Source organism: Methanobrevibacter woesei, from assembly GCF_003111605.1.
Classification (GTDB): Archaea; Methanobacteriota; Methanobacteria; order Methanobacteriales; family Methanobacteriaceae; genus Methanocatella; species Methanocatella woesei.
In genome coordinates, this window is the sequence record NZ_MZGU01000004.1 from 217,109 (window position 1) to 239,522 (window position 22,414).

18 protein-coding genes are annotated in these 22,414 nt (G+C 29.4%); 10 read left to right on the forward strand and 8 right to left on the reverse strand.

The features are described from left to right. Nucleotides 1-3: 3 nt before the first annotated feature. A complete protein-coding gene (locus MBBWO_RS03595; protein ID WP_116669516.1) occupies nt 4-1,116 on the reverse strand; it encodes a phosphatidylglycerophosphatase A in 1,113 nt (370 codons plus the stop codon). Between the two features lie 100 nt (nt 1,117-1,216). Between MBBWO_RS03595 and larC the strand changes: the two genes are divergently transcribed. Both larC and queC read left to right on the forward strand, forming a co-directional pair. Beyond that, nucleotides 1,217-2,398 carry a nickel pincer cofactor biosynthesis protein LarC gene (gene larC, locus MBBWO_RS03600; protein WP_116669517.1) on the forward strand — a complete coding sequence of 394 codons (1,182 nt, stop codon included), beginning with the start codon at nt 1,217-1,219 and terminating at the stop codon, nt 2,396-2,398. Next, complete coding sequence (queC, locus tag MBBWO_RS03605; protein ID WP_207771574.1) at nt 2,391-3,071, forward strand: 7-cyano-7-deazaguanine synthase QueC; 681 nt, start codon at nt 2,391-2,393, stop codon at nt 3,069-3,071. Before larC ends, queC begins: the two co-directional genes overlap by 8 nt. A gap of 35 nt (nt 3,072-3,106) precedes the next feature. On the opposite strand, the gene oadA is transcribed toward queC, so the two are convergent. Continuing rightward, nucleotides 3,107-4,816, reverse strand: coding sequence for a sodium-extruding oxaloacetate decarboxylase subunit alpha (oadA, locus tag MBBWO_RS03610; RefSeq protein WP_116669519.1), 1,710 nt, complete (start codon nt 4,814-4,816; stop codon nt 3,107-3,109). Nucleotides 4,817-4,962: 146 nt separating this feature from the next. Then, nucleotides 4,963-6,057, reverse strand: coding sequence for an inositol-3-phosphate synthase (locus MBBWO_RS03615; RefSeq protein ID WP_116669520.1), 1,095 nt, complete (start codon nt 6,055-6,057; stop codon nt 4,963-4,965). A 120-nt stretch (nt 6,058-6,177) separates the two neighbouring features. Here MBBWO_RS03615 and MBBWO_RS03620 point away from each other — a divergent pair, with 120 nt between their 5' ends. Next, entirely contained in the window at nt 6,178-7,452 is a 1,275-nt protein-coding gene (locus MBBWO_RS03620) for a glycosyltransferase family protein (RefSeq protein ID WP_116669521.1), read from the forward strand. Then, nucleotides 7,449-8,303 carry a UbiA family prenyltransferase gene (locus MBBWO_RS03625; protein ID WP_116669522.1) on the forward strand — a complete coding sequence of 285 codons (855 nt, stop codon included), beginning with the start codon at nt 7,449-7,451 and terminating at the stop codon, nt 8,301-8,303. Before MBBWO_RS03620 ends, MBBWO_RS03625 begins: the two co-directional genes overlap by 4 nt. On the opposite strand, the gene MBBWO_RS03630 is transcribed toward MBBWO_RS03625, so the two are convergent. After that, on the reverse strand, nt 8,300-9,979 hold the full coding sequence (locus MBBWO_RS03630) for a glycosyltransferase family 39 protein (RefSeq protein WP_116669523.1): 1,680 nt from the start codon (nt 9,977-9,979) through the stop codon (nt 8,300-8,302). The genes MBBWO_RS03625 and MBBWO_RS03630 overlap by 4 nt on opposite strands. Before the next feature lie 197 nt (nt 9,980-10,176). Here MBBWO_RS03630 and MBBWO_RS03635 point away from each other — a divergent pair, with 197 nt between their 5' ends. Genes MBBWO_RS03635 through MBBWO_RS03650 form a run of 4 tightly spaced genes read left to right on the forward strand, consistent with a single transcriptional unit; the run spans nt 10,177 to nt 14,939 of the window. Then, nucleotides 10,177-11,670 carry a glycosyltransferase family 39 protein gene (locus MBBWO_RS03635; protein ID WP_165807922.1) on the forward strand — a complete coding sequence of 498 codons (1,494 nt, stop codon included), beginning with the start codon at nt 10,177-10,179 and terminating at the stop codon, nt 11,668-11,670. A 4-nt stretch (nt 11,671-11,674) separates the two neighbouring features. Further along, the gene (locus MBBWO_RS03640; protein ID WP_116669525.1) at nt 11,675-12,835 is read left to right on the forward strand and encodes a glycosyltransferase; all 1,161 of its coding nucleotides are present in this window, start codon (nt 11,675-11,677) and stop codon (nt 12,833-12,835) included. A gap of 57 nt (nt 12,836-12,892) precedes the next feature. Next, nucleotides 12,893-14,404, forward strand: a complete 1,512-nt coding sequence (locus MBBWO_RS03645) for a nuclease-related domain-containing protein (RefSeq protein WP_116669526.1) — start codon at nt 12,893-12,895, stop codon at nt 14,402-14,404. 28 nt (nt 14,405-14,432) lie between these two features. Beyond that, complete coding sequence (locus MBBWO_RS03650; protein WP_116669527.1) at nt 14,433-14,939, forward strand: acyltransferase; 507 nt, start codon at nt 14,433-14,435, stop codon at nt 14,937-14,939. 5 nt (nt 14,940-14,944) lie between these two features. Here MBBWO_RS03650 and MBBWO_RS03655 read toward each other — a convergent pair whose 3' ends face one another. Genes MBBWO_RS03655 through MBBWO_RS03670 form a run of 4 tightly spaced genes read right to left on the reverse strand, consistent with a single transcriptional unit; the run spans nt 14,945 to nt 20,541 of the window. After that, complete coding sequence (locus MBBWO_RS03655) at nt 14,945-16,381, reverse strand: oligosaccharide flippase family protein (RefSeq protein WP_116669528.1); 1,437 nt, start codon at nt 16,379-16,381, stop codon at nt 14,945-14,947. Then, the gene (locus MBBWO_RS03660; RefSeq protein WP_116669529.1) at nt 16,378-17,808 is read right to left on the reverse strand and encodes a sialyltransferase; all 1,431 of its coding nucleotides are present in this window, start codon (nt 17,806-17,808) and stop codon (nt 16,378-16,380) included. Before MBBWO_RS03660 ends, MBBWO_RS03655 begins: the two co-directional genes overlap by 4 nt. A gap of 11 nt (nt 17,809-17,819) precedes the next feature. Further along, complete coding sequence (locus MBBWO_RS03665) at nt 17,820-18,872, reverse strand: N-acetylneuraminate synthase family protein (RefSeq protein WP_116669530.1); 1,053 nt, start codon at nt 18,870-18,872, stop codon at nt 17,820-17,822. Further along, complete coding sequence (locus MBBWO_RS03670) at nt 18,856-20,541, reverse strand: cytidylyltransferase domain-containing protein (RefSeq protein ID WP_116669531.1); 1,686 nt, start codon at nt 20,539-20,541, stop codon at nt 18,856-18,858. The genes MBBWO_RS03665 and MBBWO_RS03670 overlap by 17 nt, the downstream gene beginning before the upstream one ends. Nucleotides 20,542-20,641: 100 nt before the next feature. Here MBBWO_RS03670 and hypD point away from each other — a divergent pair, with 100 nt between their 5' ends. Continuing rightward, nucleotides 20,642-21,688, forward strand: coding sequence for a hydrogenase formation protein HypD (gene hypD, locus MBBWO_RS03675; protein ID WP_116669532.1), 1,047 nt, complete (start codon nt 20,642-20,644; stop codon nt 21,686-21,688). Between the two features lie 9 nt (nt 21,689-21,697). Beyond that, nucleotides 21,698-22,414: a phosphoglycolate phosphatase gene (locus tag MBBWO_RS03680; RefSeq protein WP_116669533.1), complete on the forward strand. Its 717-nt coding sequence runs from the start codon at nt 21,698-21,700 to the stop codon at nt 22,412-22,414.

Sequence of the window (22,414 nt, forward strand, 5' to 3'; positions counted from 1 at the left end):
TGTTTATTCCTCAAATATTTTTGACATGCATCCTGCAATTAAACCTGCAAAGATATCATCAACCATAGGTCCTAATCCATATATAATTCCTGGTTTTGCTTCATCATATCTTTTAAAATTAAATGTAGCTTTAGTTCCTGCTATTTGATTGGAAATGGCAAGACCTAATACTTCATCACTATAAAGATAAGCAGGATCATCACTTACATCCACTTCTCTTATTCTATTATTTGTAAAGTCATCTTCAGTTCTAATAGCTGCCATTAATAATGCAATAACATTGATATCACTTAATGATTTTAAAATTTGTTTTTCTAATTTTGTTTTAATTTCATCAGTGACTTCAACACCTTCCACTAACTCTAAGCCTGCTTCCACTAAATCTCCAATTAGAATACCTTCGGAAACTAGATAGTCAAGAATTCCAAAGCTAAGTTCTAATTTTGTTAGTGCATCTTCACAGGATATAATCACGGCCTCTTCAACAGATGTAAGTAAACTTTCTAAGCTTATATTTTCATCATCATATTGGTTATTAACTATATCTACACTATCTTCGTAGATATTTTCTTCTTCAAAGCTATCTTCTGGAACATTAGCCAGTATAGCTAAAAAATCATTATTATTTAAGATATTCTGAATATGAATTGGTAAATTAAGGCTTTGGAAAAATTTTGCTTTAGTTTTAATAACATTTTTATAGACTTTTAAGAGGACTTTTGGAGATAATGTTTTATTAATATAAATTATATGGCTTATATTAATTTCACCATCTTCAAATCCTTTTTTTGAGTTTGCAACATCTAAGTTATCTGTGAATTTTTCAATTTCAACATCACTTTCCATAAATGTGAAAAGTTCCAAATCTCCATATTTGTTATGGAAATAATCAATGGAGTTAGCACAATGGGAGATATAACTTGCTTCTAATTGATTAAAATCTTCTGTTGCTTCTGCAAGCTCTTCAAAATCATAGTTTCCTTTTAAAATATTAATATTTTCAACAATATCAATACCATCACTAACTAAAAAATCACTAAAAGTTAAAAAAAACTCAGGATTATTAATGCAAAATCCATTATCTTTTTTGGTAATATTTAACTCTGTTTCTGCCATAAGTTACCTTCCTTAAATAATATTATTAATTAAATTTATAATTTATTATATATAGAATTTCTAATTAATAATTATTTAATAGAAATAGGAGTTTTTTATTATGGCAATTATTATTGATCCTCAAACAGGTGGAATTGCTGGAAACATGATAATTGGTGCTTTGGTAGATTTAGGTGCTGATGAAAATAAACTTAAGGAAATCATGGAATATGCAGCTAGTGAATTTGGAAAAGTTGAGGTGTCATTTGAAAAAATAATTAAGAAAGGTATTAGTTCAACTTATTGTCATGTAGAAATGGTTGAAAAAAGTCCAGTTTTTCATTTTAATGAATTTATAGAAAAAATTGAATCTTTAGATTTAGATAAAAAAATTATTGAAATGTCTGTAAGGATATTTGAAAGAATAGCTGTTGCAGAATCTAAAGTCCATGGAAGTTCTCTTGAGAAAGTTCATTTTCATGAAGTTGGGGCTAGTGATGCTGTAGCTGATGTGATTGGTGCAGTGTATGCATACTTTGATTTAAATTTAGATTCTCATGAAATTATAGGTCTTCCAATAGCTTTAGGTGGTGGAAGAGTTAAAACTGCCCATGGAATTCTTCCAGTCCCTGCTCCGGCTGTTGTTGAAATATTAAAAGGTGCTAACTGTCTTGGAGGGCCTGTTGACTCAGAACTTGCTACACCTACAGGTTCTGCAATTTATATGGAGTTTTGTAACACTCTTGAGGAATTCTTACCATCAATATCTCCATTAGCTATTGGTTATGGTGCAGGAATGAAAGATTTTGATTTTCCAAATGTTTTACGTATAATAAAAACTGAAGAGATTGGTGAAGGAGATCAGGTTGATGTTATAGAAACTAATATTGATCATTTAACTGGTGAAGAAATAGGATATCTCTTTGATAAATTATTGGAAGAGGGGGCTCGTGATGTTTCTGTCACACCTATTATTATGAAGAAAAATAGGCAGGGCAGTCTTTTAAAAGTGATTTCTAAAAGGGAAGTTAGGGAACATATTATTGATGTAATGTTTAAAGAGATAGGAACTTTAGGTATTAGAATAGCACCAAATACTCATAGGGGAATTGCTAAAAGGGAATTTGTTAAAAAAGAAATTGAAGTGGCAAATGAAACTTTTGAAGTAACCTTTAAAATAGGATATTTTAACAATCAAATAATCTCTAAAAGACCTGAGTTTGAGGATATTAAAAAAATAGCTGAAAAAACTAAACTCCCTCTAAAAGAAGTAAATTCTATTGTAAGTGATAAATATGAGTAAAAAAGCAATTAGTGTCCTTTCAGGAGGGCTTGATTCAGTAGTGGCTACATCTGTCTATGCAAAAGAATATGATATTCATGCAATAACCTTTGATTATGGTCAAAAAGCTGCTGAACAGGAAATAAAAGTCACTGCTAAAATCTGTGAGTTAATGGGCTTTGAACATACTGTAATTAAATTACCATGGCTTGCAAAGATTAGTGATTCTTCATTAAATTCTAATGAGGATATTCCACAGGTAAGTAATGAAGATTTAGATGATTTGGAAAAATGTAAGGAAAGTGCAAGCAGTGTTTGGGTTCCTGGAAGAAATGTTGTATTTACAGCTATTGCAACTTCCTTTGCAGAAAGTGTTGGTGCAGAGATAATTATTGTTGGATGGGATAAAGAGGAAGCATCAACTTTTCCAGACAATTCAAAGGAATTTTTAAATGCTTTCAATGTTCTTTTAGATATTGGTTCACCTAATGATATTGAAATTAAGGCGCCAGCTATTGATTTAGATAAATGGGAAATTGTAAAATTAGGTCATGATGTTGGTGCACCTATGGAATTAAGTTATTCCTGTTATAGTGGTGAAAATAAACATTGTGGTGTTTGTGAATCTTGTATGAGAAGAAAAAGAGCATTTATACAAGCAGGTATTAATGATTTAACTGAATATTTAAAATAAGTCTTTTTTAATAAAAAAATGAGAGGTATGGTTATTTATTCAATAACCATTATAATATCTCCAGCACTAACTGCATCTCCAGGTTCTACGAAAATTTCTTTTACAGTTCCATCAATTTCAGATTGGATATCGTTTTCCATTTTCATAGCTTCGATAACAGCAATTGTGGATCCTTCTGTTACTCTATCTCCAACATTTACAGTAAGTTTAATTACCATACCTTGCATTGTTGAATAGATTCCACCTTCAACTGGTGTAAATGGTCCTTTTTCAGTTTCTTCAACTTCCATAAATCCAGTTGGCATAATTTTAACTTCAAAGGATTCTCCATCAACTTCAACATTATATTGTGTTGGTATTCCAATTTCATGGTCTTCAACATGGGAAACAGTTGCAAGTTCTTCTTCTGAAGTTTCTCCTTTTAAGAATGCTGGAGCGATAGCTGGATATAATGCATAAGTTAATGCATCTTCATCATTTTTAACGAAACCTTTTTCCATTCCTTCAGATTTGTATTTGTCAAATTCTGGTTCTAATAAATCTGCAGGTCTGCATGTAATGACTTCTTCATCGCCGATAATTCTTGATGCGATTTCTTCATTTACTTTTGCAGGTGGTTTACCATAGTTTCCTTTCATATATTCTTTAACTTCATTAGATACAGTTTTGTATCTTTCTCCACTTAAAACATTCATTACAGCTTGAATACCTACAATTTGACTTGTTGGAGTAACAAGAGGTGGGTATCCCATATCTTTTCTTACACGAGGCATTTCTTCAAGTACATCACTGTAACGATCTAATGCATTTTGTTCTTTTAATTGTGAAATTAAGTTTGAAAGCATTCCACCAGGAATTTGGTAGATTAAAACATCAGTGTCTACTCTTTCAGCAATAGGGTCGATTAATGCAGCATATTTTTCTCTAAGTTGATCGAAATATTTTTTAATATCATTTAATGCTGTTAAATCAAGACCAGTGTCATAAGGAGTTCCTTGTAATGCTGCAATCATACTTTCAGTTGGTGGTTGAGATGTACCCCATGCTAAAGGTGAAATTGCAGTATCTAAAATATCTACTCCTGCTTCACATGCTGCATAATAACTAATTGGTGTCATACCGCTTGTACAGTGGCAGTGTAAGTTAACAAGTAAATCTGTTTCTTCTTTTAATCTTGAAACAAGTTCATATGCAGTAGCTGGGTTTATTAAACCTGCCATATCTTTAATAGCTACTGAATCACATTCTAATGCTTCAAGTTCTTTTGCTAAGTCTACAAAGTCATCTAATGTGTGTACTGGACTAATTGTGTAACTAATTGTACCTTGTACATGAGCTCCTTGTGCTTTAGCTACTTTAATTGTTTGTTCCATGTTACGGATATCGTTTAATGCATCAAATACTCTAAAAATGTCTACTCCATTTTCATAGGATTTTTCTACAAATTTAGTTACGATATCATCGGGATAATGTTTGTATCCTACTAAATTTTGTCCCCTTAATAACATTTGAATTGGGGTTCTTGTAAATTCGGATTTTAAGTTTCTTAATCTTTCCCAAGGATCTTCATTCAAATATCTGATACATGTATCAAAAGTAGCTCCACCCCATGCTTCTACTGAATGAAAGCCAATTTTATCCATTTCTTCTGCAATTGGCACCATATCTCTTGTTCTCATTCTGGTAGCAAGGAGAGATTGATGTGCATCCCTAAGGGCTGTTTCAGTAATTTTTACTTTACTCATTTGTTACACCTCTCATTAAAATTAATTAGATTAAATATGTATAATCATTATTGTAAAAAATTCCAACTATTATATATGTTGTTTAATATTTATAAATAGTTTGGTTTATGAATTAAATAAAAATAGAAAAAAAGTAAGAAAAAAAGTTATCTTTCTAAATCGCCAGATATGAATTTTTCAACATTTTCATATGCTTCACTATCAGTAAATTGTACTGGTGGATGTTTCATAACATAAGATGATATTGAAGTTAACTGACCTCCAATTCCTCTTTCTAAACCAAGTTTACAACATCTGATAGCATCAATAACACATCCTGCAGAGTTTGGTGAATCTTCTACACTTAATCTAAGTTCAAGATTCATTGGAACATCACCAAACATACGACCTTCCATTCTTAAGAAACATAATTTGTTATCTTCTTGCCATGGGACATAGTCACTAGGTCCAACATGTATGTTTCTTTCAGGCATTCTTTCACCAATAACTGCCTGAACAGCCTCAGTTTTTGATTCTTTTTTGGAGTCTAATCTATCTCTATTGAGCATGTTTAAGAAATCGGTGTTTCCGCCAGTGTTTAGTTGATATGTATAATCGAGTTTAACACCTCTGTCTTTAAATAAATTCGCTAATGTTCTGTGAGTGATTGTAGCTCCAATTTGTGCTTTAATATCATCTCCAACTGCAGGTATTCCTTTTTCTCTAAATTTAGCTTCCCATTCAGGGTCACTAACAATAAAAACAGGCATACAATTTACATAAGCAATTCCTGCATCTAAAGCACATTGTGCATAAAACCTTGCAGCTTCTTCAGATCCTACCGGTAAGTAGTTTACAAGGATCTCAGCACCACTTTCTTTCAATACTTTAACTATGTCTGCAGGTTCTTGATTACTTACAACAAATGTATATTCATCATCATATTTGGACATGTGTTCTGCTACACCATCTAATACATGCCCCATTTCTACTTTTACATCATATTTTGGTATTTCTTTTTGAAAAATAGTTGTACAGTTAGGTTTTGCAAAAATTGCTTCATCTACTGTTTTACCTACTTTTCTTTCATCAATATCAAAAGCAGCAACTACTTCAATATCGCTTGGACTGTATCCTCCGATATTCCAGTGCATTAATCCGATAGCTTCTTCGGGATTTTTACCATCATAATAATGGATTCCTTGAATTAAAGAGCTTGCACAGTTTCCTATTCCAACAATTGCAATTTTGATTTTATCCAATTTAACACCAGCTATTATCTTCTAATTAAAAGTAATTCTATAAAATTAAAGTATAAAAAATACTAATATATTTAATATATTTATTTATTAATAAAAGTATTGGTTAAAAGGGATATTAATATGAGGAAAGTTCTGTTTATTGCATTTTATTATAATCATAATAATGAAATAGCATCAAAAAGATTACAAGGAGTAGCTAAATACCTTTCTGCTTATAATTGGGTGCCTATTGTCTTAGTACCCAAAATTGAAGGGATTAATTCACAGAAAAGTAATATTAAAATTGTTGAAACAGATTATGTTGATATGTTAGATAAGTTTTTACCAAGCAAATCTAATTCTCAGGATAATTCTAAGGTTTCATCTAATTCCAATTCATCTTCGATTATGAGTAAACTGTTTTCAAAAGCTGTTTCAATAGCTGGTGAAATTTTTGCTTTTCCTGATGGTATGAAATATTGGTATGAACCTGCTTTTAATAGTGCCTGCCAGGTAATTGAGGATGAAAATATTGATGCAATTATTTCTTCTTCATTTCCAATAACTGCGCATGTTATTGCTCATGATCTTAAAAATAAATATAATATTCCATGGATAGCTGACTTACGTGATTTATGGAACTTGAATCCTTATATTAATCATAATTTTATTAGAAATCACTTTGAATTAAATTTGGAGAAAAAAACATTTTCAAATGTGGATGTTTTAACTACAACCACTCAAAAAGCAGCAGAAACTTTAAAAACACTCCATCCGCAGTCTAAGATTGTTCCAGTTTATTCAGGTTATGATCCTGATGAATTTAAGCATGTTGAAACTATCAAAAGAGATGATAAATTAACTTTCATGTATGCTGGTTCATTGTATGGAGGTAAAAGAGATCCTTCTATTTTATTTGATGCTGTAAGGCAGTTAATTGATGAAGGTAAAGTAGAGGGTTCTAAAATATCTATTAATTTTTATGGAGATAAAGATAATCTAGTTGAATTGGTAAACAGCTATAATTTAGAGGATATTGTTAATATTAATGGTAAAATTCCTTATGAGGATGTTTTAAAAAGAGAAAAATCTTCTGATGTTTTACTGCTCATTTCTTGGATGAATCCTAAAGAAAAAATGTTCATTCCTGGAAAGGTTTATGAATATTTAGCATTTAAAAAACCTGTTTTATCATTAGGTTATAAAGAAGGTTCTCTTAAAGATTTAATCAATGAAACTAATATTGGACATCATACTTCAAATTTAGAAGATACTAAAAAAGTATTTTATAGTTTCTATAAAGAGTATATTGAAACTGGTAAAGTCAGCTATTGTGGAAATGAAAATGCATCAAAATATTCAATGGTTGAAACTGCAAGGAGCTTTGCTTCAATTTTAGATGAGGAATTAAAATGAACTCTTATATTGAAATAATAAGGCCAGGTAATGTTGTAATGGCTGTAATAGCTGTTGTTTTAGTAGCTATTGTTGCGGACTCTTACACTATTCCTGTTCTTTTAGGTATGCTATCAGTATTTTTTGCTATTAGTGGCGGAAATGTAATTAATGATGTTTTTGACTATAAAATAGATTCAATTAATAGGCCTGATAGGCCAATTCCTTCAGGTAGAATCTCACTTGAAAATGCTAGAAAGTATGCTTATTTATTGTTTATATTGTCTGTATTAGTCAGTTTTATTACTAGCTATTTGGTTCAAAGTATTTATCCAACAGTTGTTGTTTTATTTGCTGTAATAATTTTGTATTTTTATGCATCTAACCTTAAATCAACTGTGCTTCTTGGTAATTTTATTGTTGGTTTTTTAACAGGTTTATGTTTTATATTTGCAGGTGTAATCATTGGATTTGACTTAGGAGATATGGATCTTATTGGTATTTCTTCCTTTTTAGGATTTTTTGCACTTTTAATGACTTTTGCACGTGAAATTACAAAAGATATTGAAGATATTGAAGGGGACACTGCTGAGGGTGTTAAAACATTTCCTATTGTTTATGGTGCTAAAACTGCTTCATATTTAGCAGCTTTCTTTGCAATTGTGGACTGTATATTGTGTCCTTTATTATATTTTACTCATATATTCAATATTTTATATTTAATAGTGATTGCAGTTGCAGTTATTATATTTCTTTATGGAGCAGTTCTTCTTTTGCAAAAACAAGATTCAAAAACCTGCCATAAAGTATCTAAATTATTAAAAATAGGAATGCTAATTGCATTTGTTTCATTTGTTCTTGGTTCAATTTAATTTCTTTGATAAATTATTGTTTCATCAAAAGATTTAATTTCACTGTAATTTTCAAGATTTAAACCATCGCCAAGACGAATATAATATGAAGATTCATTATTCAACAGATTTTCGTTTAATTCTTCTGGTGTAAATGAACCTTGAATATAATTAACTTCTTTTTGGAAGTACCAAGTATAAATTGGTCCTCTATCTGCAGAAATATTTATATCGTCTATATTTGTGTTATTATTAAACCATTTAACAACTTCCTGTTCTTCTGTTACTAAACTGTCGCTTCTATCTGTTGTTAAAAAGGAAATTGATGATATAATTAATATGACTGATAAAATAACTGGGATAATCACTTTCATATTTAAATTAATTTTTTTATTTTCAAGTAGGCAATTGACAGCTAATGTTGAGATAAATACAAATCCTGGAGCCATTGCTGTGAAATAACGATCAGCTTTTGTTAAATGAGCACTAAAGAATAATAAAAATCCAAAGAATAATGCAAACATTGTAATGTTGAGTCCTAAGTAAGGGAATTTTTTAGAATTCATATCAATTTTATTCATAGTGTAAATGAACAAAACAGCTGCAAAAAAGAATATTGCTTCTGAATAAATAAAAGAGAATAATCCTGCAGTTAAAAAGGAAAATGCAATTAAAATTATAGATGCTGTTAAAAGACAGTATATTATTTTGTTATTTACTTTTAACTTTGAAATTTGACTAGCTTCATCTTTATTTTCTCTGTATAATTGCTTAAGAACACTTATAAAAAGATAGATTAATGAAATGATTCCACAGATAATTACTGCAAGTATTATGATGCCAATAATGTAATTATCTGATCCTATATAGTAAATTAAACCTTTAATGTAGAAAAATAAATCATTTCCAATAAGTTCTCCGCCACTTGTTGCAGTTGTAGATGTTCTTGATGAAATTTCACTGGCCTGATTAATAAAGCCTAATGGTATGTTATTTGTAAAAAAATACATGAAAAATGGGATTGAAGTTATAATTCCTAAAATAGTTCCTCCAATGATGTTTTTAATATATTTTTTTAGATTATATATTATTGATTGTTTAGATAAAAAGTATAAACACATTGTAGCTATAACCAATGCTCCAGTGTACTTAGCAAAGAATCCTAAAACAGCTAGTGGGAATGCAAGGTAGAAATACTTTTGGTTTGTTTCCATTCCTCTGATAAAGAAGTATAATGCCCAGATAACTAAAGTAATTGAAGGTATATCTAAAGTACCATTAGCTACCCATCTTAAATTGATGATTAAGCAGGAATATAATATTGTTCCAAAAATAGCCATTTTATTGCTAAATTTTAATTTTAAAATACAATACATTCCAGCTATTGCAAAGAAATAGAATATTCCACTTATTATAATTATTGTTGAAATATCTAGAAATCCCATATTGAAAAATATAGATGTTAGGAAAGGAATAAGTGGTGAAAGATAATTAATATATTGATAACCACCAATTTCAACACCAGAGAATCTTAAAGCTTCTATTAAATAAAGATACACATCTCTGTAGGAATGGCCGAGAATGGGATTATGTGAGTTAATCCATATGCAGGTACCAGTTAAAAGAGCTGCAAATATTAAAATAAAGATTATTGACAATTTATTTTTTGTAAGATATTTGTTAATATTTTCCAGCATTAAATATTCTCCAGTTGTCTTTAATTTATTATAATTTATTTTATATTTAATAAAATTTATTACATAGCTTAACCTACTTTTAATAAACTATGACTGGTTTAGAGTTGAATTTAGAAAAGAAAGATTGGCCATATGTGATTTTATTAACCATCTTTAATATTTTATTAGTGAGTACTTATATTCTATTTAATGAACAATTGGGAATTTACTGCTCAGATGTTTTTGTTTATTTGTTAAATGGTCTTTATTTTAATGGAATTAATATAGATTCAACTTCAACTATCTGGTTATCTCCAGTCATATGTTATTTAACTTCCATTCTTTTTAATTTAGGGTTTTCTGGAGAAATAGCAATTTATATTGTAACTGGAGTTTTTGCTATTGTTGGAAATATTGGTCTCTATTTTTTATTCAGATTCCGTTTTAATCAGCTTTTAAGTATTTTAGGAAGTTTATGTTATTCTAGTTTTTCATTATACTTGTTATGGCTTGCAAATGGGAGTTTAGATATACCTGTTGTTAGTTTAACTATTTTGGTAGTGTTTTTTTGGATATTGGCAATTGATAAGAATCCAAAATATTATCTAATTGTAGCTATTTTAATTGTTTTGGGCATATTTACAAGGTATACAATAGTTTTAGTACTTCCTGCCTTGATGTTATATTTTATTTATAAGAAAAAGAGTTATATTTTGCATAAAGAATTTTTCACATCTAAGGAGTTCAGATACTTGCTAATATCTATTTTAGTAGCTTGTTTATTGGCAGTGTTTATTTTAAATCCTATTGTTGATTTAAGTGAAAACCATTTAGGTTTTGTTAGTCAAGGGCAAAGTGTTGTTGGTGGAGATAAGGGATCATCTATAGATTCTGCATATACTGAGGATTATCTTTTTTATATCCATGATTTTCCTAATTATTTGTCCAGTTTCTCTACAGAATTTGATGATAAAATTCCTATTTTAGAAAAACCTACAATCATGGCTGGATTTTTCATTGTATTGTTAATGATAGGGTTATTGTTGTTTATTAAGGATAATACGTTTAATAAGAAATATCTTTTGATTACTGCATTATTATTTGCATCTTCTTTAATTATAATTAATTTAAATATTATTTTAGCAATGTTGCTTCTGTTTATTGTAATGTTAAGTTGCCGTAAAATTTTTAAACTTTCTAAAAATCATGATTTAGCTTTAATGTTGTTTGCATGGCTTTTATTTAACATTGTCTTTTATAGCTATTATAATATTAAAGTTAATAGATATATTATTCCAGTTTTACCTGTAGTGAGCTTTTTCATTGTTATTTCCTTGAATGAAATTTATTCAAAATTCAGATTCAATAATAAAATTGTTTCTGTAATTTTAATAGTAATTTTTATAGTTTCTTCTTTCAGTTTTATTATGACTTTTGATGATACTAGTGAATTTAAAGCACCAGAAGAGGTTTCTGATTTCTTGATTAATTATGATGGGGATTATGAAGATAAAACAATTGGTGTTTATAATATTCGACCTTTTACATGGTATTTTAAAGAGCCAGTACTGGGAATAATGGCTAATGAAACTAAATTAATTGATTCCAGTGAGTTGGATTATTATATTTCAAATATTAAACAGGATAACTTAACTAACTTCACTGAAATTAAAAATATTGATAATTTATATTTATATGAAAAAATAATTTAGTATTATGAATATTTTACATGTTGTTCCAGCATTTGCGCCTTGTTTTTCAGCTGGAGGGGTTGTAAATGCAGCATATCAAATAGCTAAAAAACAAGTTGAGATGGGTCATAATGTTTGTGTTTTTACAACAGACAGTTGTAGAGAAAGATTAGCTATGGATAAACATTATGATGTTGATGTTGATGGAATTAAAGTTTACTATTTTAAGAATTTATCCAATGCAGTTAAAAATAAGCTAACTATTGATACACCATTAGCATTGCCATTTAAATTAAGAAAAATGATTAAAGATTTTGATATTATTCATATTCATGAACATAGACATTTTTTAGCTATTGCAACACATAGATATGCTGTTAAAAATAATATCCCCTATGTTCTACAGGCTCATGGATCTGTTTTACCCTTCTTCCAAAAAGAAGGATTGAAAGAGATATTTGATAAATTGTGGGGTTTTAATATACTTCATGATGCATCAAAGGTTTTTGCTTTAACTGAAGTTGAAAAAGGACAATATCTTGAAATGGGGGTTAAAGAAGAGAATATTGAGATTGTACCTCTTGGAATTAATGTTGAGGAATATTCTAATTTACCAAATAAAGGGGTTTTTAAATTAAAGTATAATATTGGTGAAAATGAACAGCTAATATTATTTTTAGGTAGAATTCATAAAATAAAGGGTATTGATTTATTAATTGAAAGTTTTGCAAGATTAAAAAGAGATGATGTAAAATTAGCTATTGTTGGTGGTGATTATGGTTTTTTAGACAGTGCTAAGGAATTAATTTCTAAATATCATCTTGAAGATAAAGTGATTTTTCCAGGGGTTTTGGTAGGTAGGGAAAAACAAGAGGCTTTAGTTGATTGTGATATTTTTGTAATGCCTTCAAGATATGAATCTTTTACAACAAGTGGGCTTGAAGCTATGGCATGTGGTAAACCATTGGTTTTAACAAAAAATAACCATATTCAAGATTGGGTTGATAATAATGTTGGATTAATAGCTGATTTTGACCCAAAATCACTTTCGGATTCCTTAGAAAAGTTATTGTCTAATAAAGAGTTACAGTCATCCTTTGGTAAGCAAGGAATTAACTTAATTCATAGCAAATATAATTGGGATATTATTGTAAAACAAATTAAAGAAATATATGGACAGTGTTAATTTAAATATTATAAACTTAAGATATATAATATTGTAACAACAATTAAAGAGGATAATATGAAAGTTGTATGTTGTAAAAGTTGCGGCGCTAAATATCAATTAGATGATAATGATGATGTTAGTACCTTTGAGTGTACATCATGCGCTGGCGATTTGGAGCTTTGTGATGATTATTCTTCTGATTTGGAGTCCGATGATTCTAATATTCCTACTGCTCCTTCTTATGAAAGCTCTTATATTGTACAATGTGAAGATTGTGGTTTAAAATATAATATTGGGGTAGATGAGAATATTTTGGACTATGAATGTGAAAGTTGTGGGGGATCTTTAAGATATCTTGATTCAGAGTTAAATAAAGAGTTGGATCAGATACTTGAAGACAGGAAAACACAACAAATCAAGAACACAATTGAATCAAATCAAAGCATCCCTGTTAATGAAGAAGTTCAAGAATCTAAGAGTACTGAATTTGCAACAAAACAAAATATCCGCTCTTTACCTTCTAAGTTAGGAGACTTTTTTTCTGAAGAACATTTGCATAAAGTGGCTGAAGAAGAGGAAGAAACTAGTTTAAAACAAGAAACACCTGTTTCTACTGCAAGAACTACAATTTCTCCTGCTGTTTTATCTAAATTTGAAAAAGAATTTTCTGTTCCAACTATTGATGATTATAATGTCTTAAAAGATTATCTTAAAGAAGAATTCTTTAAAGGTGTTATGAAATATTATCTTACTGATGAAGAATTGGTTGATGGTTCTTTTGATAAATTTATGAATGAAATGTCAATTAATGAGCCACTTCCAGAAATTAAAACTTTATCTACTAAAATATCTGAATTAAATAGAAATAATGTTGTTCTTGTTGTAGGTGCAATTTTATTTATTGCAGGAATAATTGAGGTATTTTTAGTTAACAGTGGTTTGGGTATTGTTGCATTATTCATTGGTGTTATCATCCTCTGTTATGGAATATATAAAACTAGGGATGATGTAGAAACTGAAAAAAGAAGCAGAGTTATTCGTGAACATATTTTAACTCTTCCTGAAGAATACTATGTTTTCTACGATGTAAGGATACCAAAAGCTCAATCAGGAATTAATCATTTAATTGTAGGGCCTTCTGGGATATATGCAATCATCTCTCAGAAATACAATTCTAAAACTACTTTAAATTCTGATAATGAAAATAACAGTTTAATAGGTTCCATTGATGATAATAAAATCGAAGAAGTTGTTACTAAACGTGGTTTAAAGTTATTTAGATATACAACTAAACAGACCGAGTTTCCTAAAGATAATGCAGTTAAACAGAAAGCTTTAAAATTAGGAGAACTTTTAATTAACTTCCTTAGTTTAAATGGTATTAAAAATTGTTTTGTTGAGCCATTAGTGGGTTTTGTTAATAATGAAGTGGTGGTTATAAACACTCCATTAACTGATGAAGATTTATTCATTGATGAGTTATTACACAAAATTAAATATGGTACAATTAAACTTGACCCTGAAACTATTGATAAATGTGCTGTTTTAATTAGTAAATATTCTGCAGACTGTTCTACAGAATTTTAACTTTTTTTTATTTTTTTAAGGTGTTAATATGCCTTCATTAAGTAGTTCTATTCAAAATATTAAAAGAAAAATATATTCCTTTAAAGTAAAAAGAATAGCTAAAACTTGTGGAATCAATTTAAAAGTTAATGGTTCTAGTTATGTTACTCCTAAAACCAGTTTAGGTAATAATATTAACTTTAATGGCATGAAAATTCAGGGTAATGGAAATATTACAATTAAAGATAATTTTCACTCTGGAATTGAATGTATGATTATCTCAAGTATTCACAATTATGATTTTGGTGATGCAATACCTTATGATGACACTATAATTTCTAAAGATGTTGTTATTGAGGAAAATGTATGGTTAGGAAATAGGGTTATTATTTTACCAGGTGTTACAGTTGGAGAAGGGGCTATTATACAGGCAGGAAGTGTTGTTGTTAAAGATATACCAAAATATGCAATAGCTGGAGGGCATCCTGCTAAAGTTTTTAAATATCGTGATATTGATCACTATGAAAAATTAAAAAGAGAAGGTAAATTTCACTAATTTTATTAAAGCATTTCTTTAAATAGATTTATTTCTTTTTTATTTATTCCTTTTATTAAGAATAATGCTGCAAAGTAAATGACAACAGCTACTGCAACAACTATTATGATGTTGACAAGTCCTGTTGGATGAGCTATTTCTACAAAGATTCCCATTATTACAGAGGCAACTATTATTTTAGCTATTGCTTTATAATCAAAAGGAAGTTTTGCATATTTTCTGCTATGGTAGACAGTTACAGCAAATGCCATGATATAACAGATAAGAGTTGCAATACTTGCACCAAATATTCCTAGATATGGAACCATAATTATATTTAAAATAATATTTAAAATAGCTACTCCTGTCCATAAATGTCCTAAAATATTGGTTTTTTTCTCCAAAATTAAAATATTATTTGTAATTCCATAAACTCCCATAAATAAGGCACCTAATGCTACTGCAGGGGTTACAAGATATCCTTGTGCTGCAATAACATCTGTTGTTAGGACTAATAATAATGGTTTGGAAAGGATTGACATTCCAACAGCTGCAGGAATTGTAAATACAAGATAATACTTAAGGGAATATCTTAAAAAAGTATCTACTTTCTGCATATTTCCAGAATCATAATACTGTGGAAGAACTGCAGGTAGAAGAATAGCAAATGGGGATAAAAACATTAAAAGAATGCTTCCTAATGCATACCCTGGTGAATAGCAACCTACAGCACTTGCGCCTAAAATAATACCAATTACAAATTTGTCACTTGAGTCAACAACCCATGATGAAACATTGCTTGGTACTGTAGGTATTGCAAATTTAAGTTCTTCAGTTAATTTCTTTATTTTAAAGTTTAAACCTAAATACTTCACAATTAAAGATCCCATGATAATGAACACTGCTAAATAACCGGTTAATAAACCTAAAACCACCATTTCTATAGGTTGATTAAGGGCAGTTAATAGGATACTTACTCCAACACCGATATATGTTTGTAGAACTAAGAAGAGACTGTAATGTTTAATTCTCTGGAAAGTTCTGAAATAGCTTAAAAACATTAAATTTATACAAGCTAAGAAGGATATTATTATAACTATATACATTATTTGCATATTTCCTTCAAATAAAGATCCAGCTATTTGATGTGCGAATATGATAAATGCTAATGCCATTATAATGGTGGATAAGAGCACTACAAGCATCATTGAATAAAATGATTCTCGTATTTTGGATTTATCTCTTTCAGAAGCTAAAAACCGTACCATTGTGTAAGGTAGACCTAAATTCACGATATTTGGGACTAATGCGATTAATGTGTTTACCTGTGCCCAAATACCATATTCTGCTGTTGAAAAATTCTTTGTAATTATGGGAATGAAAATAAGTCCACTAAGTGAAATTAAGATGTTGGCTATTCCAACAATTCCTATTCTCTTAATGAATTGAACATATTCATTCATTTTTTCACCAATTTATTCAATGATTCTTCATCTAAATCCTTAAAGAAGAAATTTTTATCATATTTTGTTGGTTTAAAAGTTTTTAAGTTTTCTACTAGTTCATCACCAGTTGTTACCTTACAAACATATCCTTTTTCTATAAGATCTTCAAGATATTCCACTCCTGGTAAATCTAAGATGAATGTTTTGCAGTTAAACATCAATCCTTCGTATATTGCAGTAGAAAATGCTCCAACTTGGATTTCTGACTCTGAAAACATTTGGTATAGTGGAATATTATTGTTGTCAACGACTTTGAAGTTATCAAGTTCAGATGCTTTGTTTAAAACATCATAATTTTCTCTCCAAGTCATATATTCTCCAGGATGTAATTTGTAGATTATTTCATAGTCTTTTAACTTAATAGCAGCATCGTAAGCTATTTCTGACATGTATTTTCCAATCACTCCCTGAGATATGAAAATTATTTTATTTGTTTTATTATTTTTATTCATAAATTCCTTTGATTGAGCTTCAAAATATGGAAATCCAATTGGAATTATGTTCTCAGATTCTATGGGGGAGACTTCATTATTTATCCAATAATCTCCAAAAGTAAGTATTTTATCCGGGTAATATGCAATCTCTTTAACTTTTCCATTGAATGTCCTTGTTTTTTCAGGATAACTATATCCTAAATGATAATCACTGATAGTTCCATGCTGTAATTCAATAACTTCTATGCCTAAGTCTTTTGCAGCAGAGACAATAGCTTTATTTTCATAAGCAACAACTACAAATATCATTTTTGGTTTTCTTTTTTCAAATAACTCTTTATATTTCTTATAATCATATTTGTAGTTTAAAATATGGTTTGTTATAATTGTGAATAAGTCTACCTTTAAATTAAATCTGTTTTCAAGCTCTTCTTGAATTTCTGAAATAATGGATATTTCTTTTTCACTATACTTAATTTTATTTCTTTTTTTATATGCATAAGAACCTAATTGAATTCTATCAGTGTATTTTATGTAATCTTCATGTTTTGCATAGTGTTTATTTAGATATGGGGACTCCATTACCTCAAAAGAATATTTTCCTTTTAATAAATCGACTAAAAAATAGCTATAAATATCTTTATATTCATTTTGAAACAAAGTTTTTCTAGGATGGTCAAAAATAAGAATTTCTTTCTCTTCATTTCCTTTAAATGGATTATAAAGTATGCTGTTTTTAATAAATGGCATAAATGATTTGATTTTATCAAATAATGAAAGGTTTTGCTGCTGTGCTGATCCAAAAAGTTTCTTCTTTCCAGTAATATGATAATAAAGAAAAATTCTTATTAACTGCCAAGGATAAGTACCTTGAATTTCCAGAAAGTTTAATTTGTATTTATCTTCTAAGTCAAAGAAAATATTACAAATATCTTTTACATTATCAGCCATTAAAACACCATTTATTCAAGCATTTCATAAGTTAAAAGAGTATCTTCAGTAATGTCTTCATTTGCATTCATGCCTATAATCTCATCTACTTTTGAAGGAGATATTCCAGTTCCTGGCCTTTTAAATGTAATATTGTCTCTTGTTATTTCTTCTCCTTTTTTGATGTCCTTAGATGCAACAATAGACCTTCTAGCTTCTTTTCTAGATAATGACTCACAGACTAATGGTTGTTTTACTTTTTTACCTTTGATTTTGTTGATTAGCTCAATATTTTCATTAAATGTTTTAACATCTTCTACATCCATTGCATGGTAATGGTCATTTCCAGTTAATGTTTTATCTAATGTGAAGTGTTTTTCTATAATGTTTGCACCATAAAGGTAAGCAGTTGTAAGAATTAACATTTTATCGTCAGGTTTTGTATGATCGGAATAACCAATGTCATAACCTTCAAATTGTTCTTTAATATCTTTTATCATTAAAAGGTTAGCATCTTCGTCCTTTGTTGGATAGGATAGGACACAATGCATTAATCCAATATCTACATTACTTACTTCTTCAATTGCATTCACTGCTTCTTTTATTTCTTTTAGTGTAGATGCCCCAGTAGAAAGGATAATTGGTTTATTTTTCAATGCTATTGCTTTAATAAATGGGATATTTGTTAAGTCAGATGAAGAGATTTTATAAACATCCATTAAATCATCTAAGAAGTCAATAGCTTCAAAATCAAAGGGAGTTGATAAAAACATTATTCCAACTTCTCTGCAGTATTCAGCTAGTTCTCTGTATTCTTCTGGACCAAAGGTGTCAAATTTTTTAAATAGCTCAAATTGACTTGTGGTAGGTTCTTCATCTAAATCCCAGTAAGCGGGGGAATTTCTAGATGCAATTTTTTCTGCTTTGTATGTTTGGAATTTAACTGCATCGATACCTGCATTTTTTGCTTCTTTAATCATTAATTTAGCAGCATCCATTGGAGTAATATTCTCTTTTTTAGCTATATCATAAAAATTTACTCCAATTTCACCTATTAAAAAAGGTCTTTTATTGAAGATATTCATTATTATCATTCCTTCTTTCAAATTGACTGTAAGCTGTTTTGATAATTAATTGGATATTTTCAAATCCATGTCTTAAATCTATGGATAACATCCTTTGATTCATGTAAGTTCTAAGGTCGTAATCTTCAACTAAATTACTAAATTCTTTAGAAATATCTTCAACAGATAAATCTCTTCCTAATCCCAAGTTCATAAATCCATTTTGGTGGTTTCCAAATACATGTGTCTGTTCACGTTCATTTTGGCAAAGACAGATGCATGGAACTCCAATTGAGCAAACTTCATACATGGTTCTTCCTGCAGAAGTAAGGATAATATCTGCTTTAAACATGTGTTCACTCATATTATTCACATTTTCATAGATTATGATATTGTTAAAAACAGAGTATTTGTCAATTAAATCCTGTTTATTTGGATAACCCATTCCTAAAATCACTGTAATTGTTTTATCATATCCTGAATGTATAACTGCTTGCAATGCTTTTTCAGTTAAATTGTTTGGATCAGTTCCTCCAAATGTAATCAATACATTGTTTATATCCTTGGTGATGATTTTTCTATTTTGGAAGAAGAATTCATCTTTTAATATGTAATATTCACGTCCAACATGAACGTTAGGGATATCTAAGTTATGTTCGTATAATGCATCAAATACTAAATCTGCTGCTTGAATACCTTCTCCTAAATCTTCAAAGTTAATAACAAAATATCCTGCTTCTTTTAATTTTGTTATATATTCTAAAGAAGTATCTAAAATATCATTTATAACAATATGTGGGTTTATTTTATTTAATGTTTCATAGATTTCGTCTTTGTCATCGTGGATTATATAAGGATAATTATATGATTTTACAATGTCTATTCCAAGTTGATGTTCTTTATTTAAAATAAATACCACATCATCAAAAACAAGTTTGGAAGCTATTGAAAGGCATCTGTAAATATGGCCAGTTCCAATTTCATCATAAGCATTTACAACAATAGCTATTTTTCTTTTGTTTAAATAATTTTCAGCAATCCACCAATCTTGGTATGTGTCAATATCGATACTTTCTTCTGTAGAAGTTTCAATAATATCAATATTTTCGCCAAAACGAGATTCTTCAGTTAAATAACCTCTTCTAGTAATTAACAAACTTCCAGTTTCTTTATAACTTTTAGGAAGATATTGTCTATTAACTCTTTCACGATAAAGAGGGAAGTAGCGTTGGTTTGCTTCATCATATCCCCAACGTAAGTGTCTATCATCAACAACAGATACAACAGTGTGAACATCAAAATCTTCAAATTTTTCAATAGCTGCATCTAGTGTAGCTGTTTTTAGAAGTGGGGAAGTTGGTTGAAGTGTTACAATTAAATCATACTCATCAAATGCTTGTTTTTCTTTTTGAATTACGGCATCATAAATAACTGGATCTAATGGTACTTCATCACCAGATAATTCGACAGGTCTTTTAAGTGTAGAACATCCGAATTTCTCTGCCATTGTAGCTATTGCAGGATCTTCAGTGGTAATAACTACATCATCAACATATTGTGAAGATTTAGCAGTATTTATGGCATAAGAAATCAATGGTTTTTCACCTAATAATCTAATATTCTTACGGGGAATTCCTTTGGATCCTCCCCTTGCTGGAATAACAACCAAAATTTTATTATTATTAAACATATTTATCCCTATATAAATTAACAAAATTTTTTAATTATACATTAATAATATATTAAATATAATATAATAAGTTTATTGAAATATATGCTGGTGTTAAATAATGATGAATATGTCAAAAGAGCTAATTAAAAGAATTGAAAAATTAGCTACTCCTATAAAAATAATGCACGTTTGTGGATCTCATGAACATACAATCATGGAAAATGGGATTAGAACTCTCTTGCCTAAGGAAGTAGAAATTGTTGCAGGTCCTGGTTGTCCTGTTTGTGTTGTACCATCACGTGAAATTGATGAATGTCTTGAATTAGTAGAAAAAGGAGTTACTATAACAACTTTTGGAGACATGTTAAGAGTACCAGGTTCAAATAGTTCTTTAGCTGATGCAAAAGCTGAAGGTGGGGATGTTAGGGTAGTTTATGGTATTAACAAGGCAATTGAAATAGCTGAAAAAGAAGATAATGATGTTGTCTTTATGGCTGCTGGATTTGAAACAACTGCACCAACAACTGCTGCAGAGATATTAAATGAACCTCCTGAAAACTTCTCAGTACTCTCATGTCATAGATTAATTCCTCCAGCTATTGATTTTTTAATAAATTCTGGTCAAACCAATTTAAATGCTTTAATTGAACCAGGACATGTTTGTACAATTATTGGAACTGAACCTTTCAAGTATTTTTCAACTGATTACAATATTCCTCAAGCAGTTGCAGGTTTCAATCCATTAGATATTTTAATGTCTGTTTACATGATTTTACGTCAAGTTAAAAATGGAACTCCCAAAATTGATAATGAGTATCATAGGGCTGTTCGTGAAGAAGGAAATGTTATTGCTCAGGAAGCTATTAAAGAGGTATTCCAAGTTGAAAGCAGAGAATGGAGAGGTTTTCCTAAAATACCTAACTCTGTTTTAGATATTAAGGATGAATTCAGCCAATATAATGCTCGTGAGAAATATGATATTGAAGTTAAAGATGTAACAGAAGCACCAAAAGGTTGTATTTGCGGCCCTATTTTAAGAGGAATGGCAAGACCTGAAGACTGTAAATTATTTGGAAATGAATGCAATCCTTTACATCCAATTGGAGCATGTATGGTAAGTAAAGAAGGAACATGTAATATTGCTCACAGATATGCTAAAAGATAGATGATAAATATGGTTAAAATTGAAGCAATAGCTGTTGATATTGATGGAACAATAACTGATTATACAAGAAAACTTTGTAAATCTTCTATTGATGCTTTAAGACTTGCAGAAGAGAATAATGTTCCCGTAATTATAGTTACTGGCAATGTTGTTAACTATGCTTATGCAACTGCGGTGCTTATTGGTTGTAGTGGTGGTGTAGTAGCTGAAAATGGTGGTGTAGTTTTTAAAGAGTCTTATAACAATGATAGAGTTAAAAAGTTAGTCTCAAAGGAATATGTTAGTAAGGCTGTTGACCATCTTTATAATAAATTAGGGGCTAAATTAGATTCATCATTATCTTCTGATGAAGAGTATAGGGAAAGTGAAACAGTATTTTACAAAACTATTGATAAACAAATTATTTTAGATGCTCTTAAAGATTTTGAAGATTTAGATAAAATTGAAATTTATGATAGTGGCTTTGCAATTCATATTACTGATATTAGAGTGAACAAAGGTTCTTCTTTAAAATTTTTATGTGAAGAAACTAATATTGATATTAATCATGTAATGGCTATTGGTGATAGTGAGAATGATGAAGATTTTCTTAAAGTAGCTGGTCTTAAAGTAGCTGTTTCAAATGCAGAAGATGAACTAAAAGAGATTAGCGATTATATCTGTGAAAAACCATATGGTGATGGAGTTAAAGAAGCTGTTGAAAAATTTGTTTTAAATAAGGGGTAA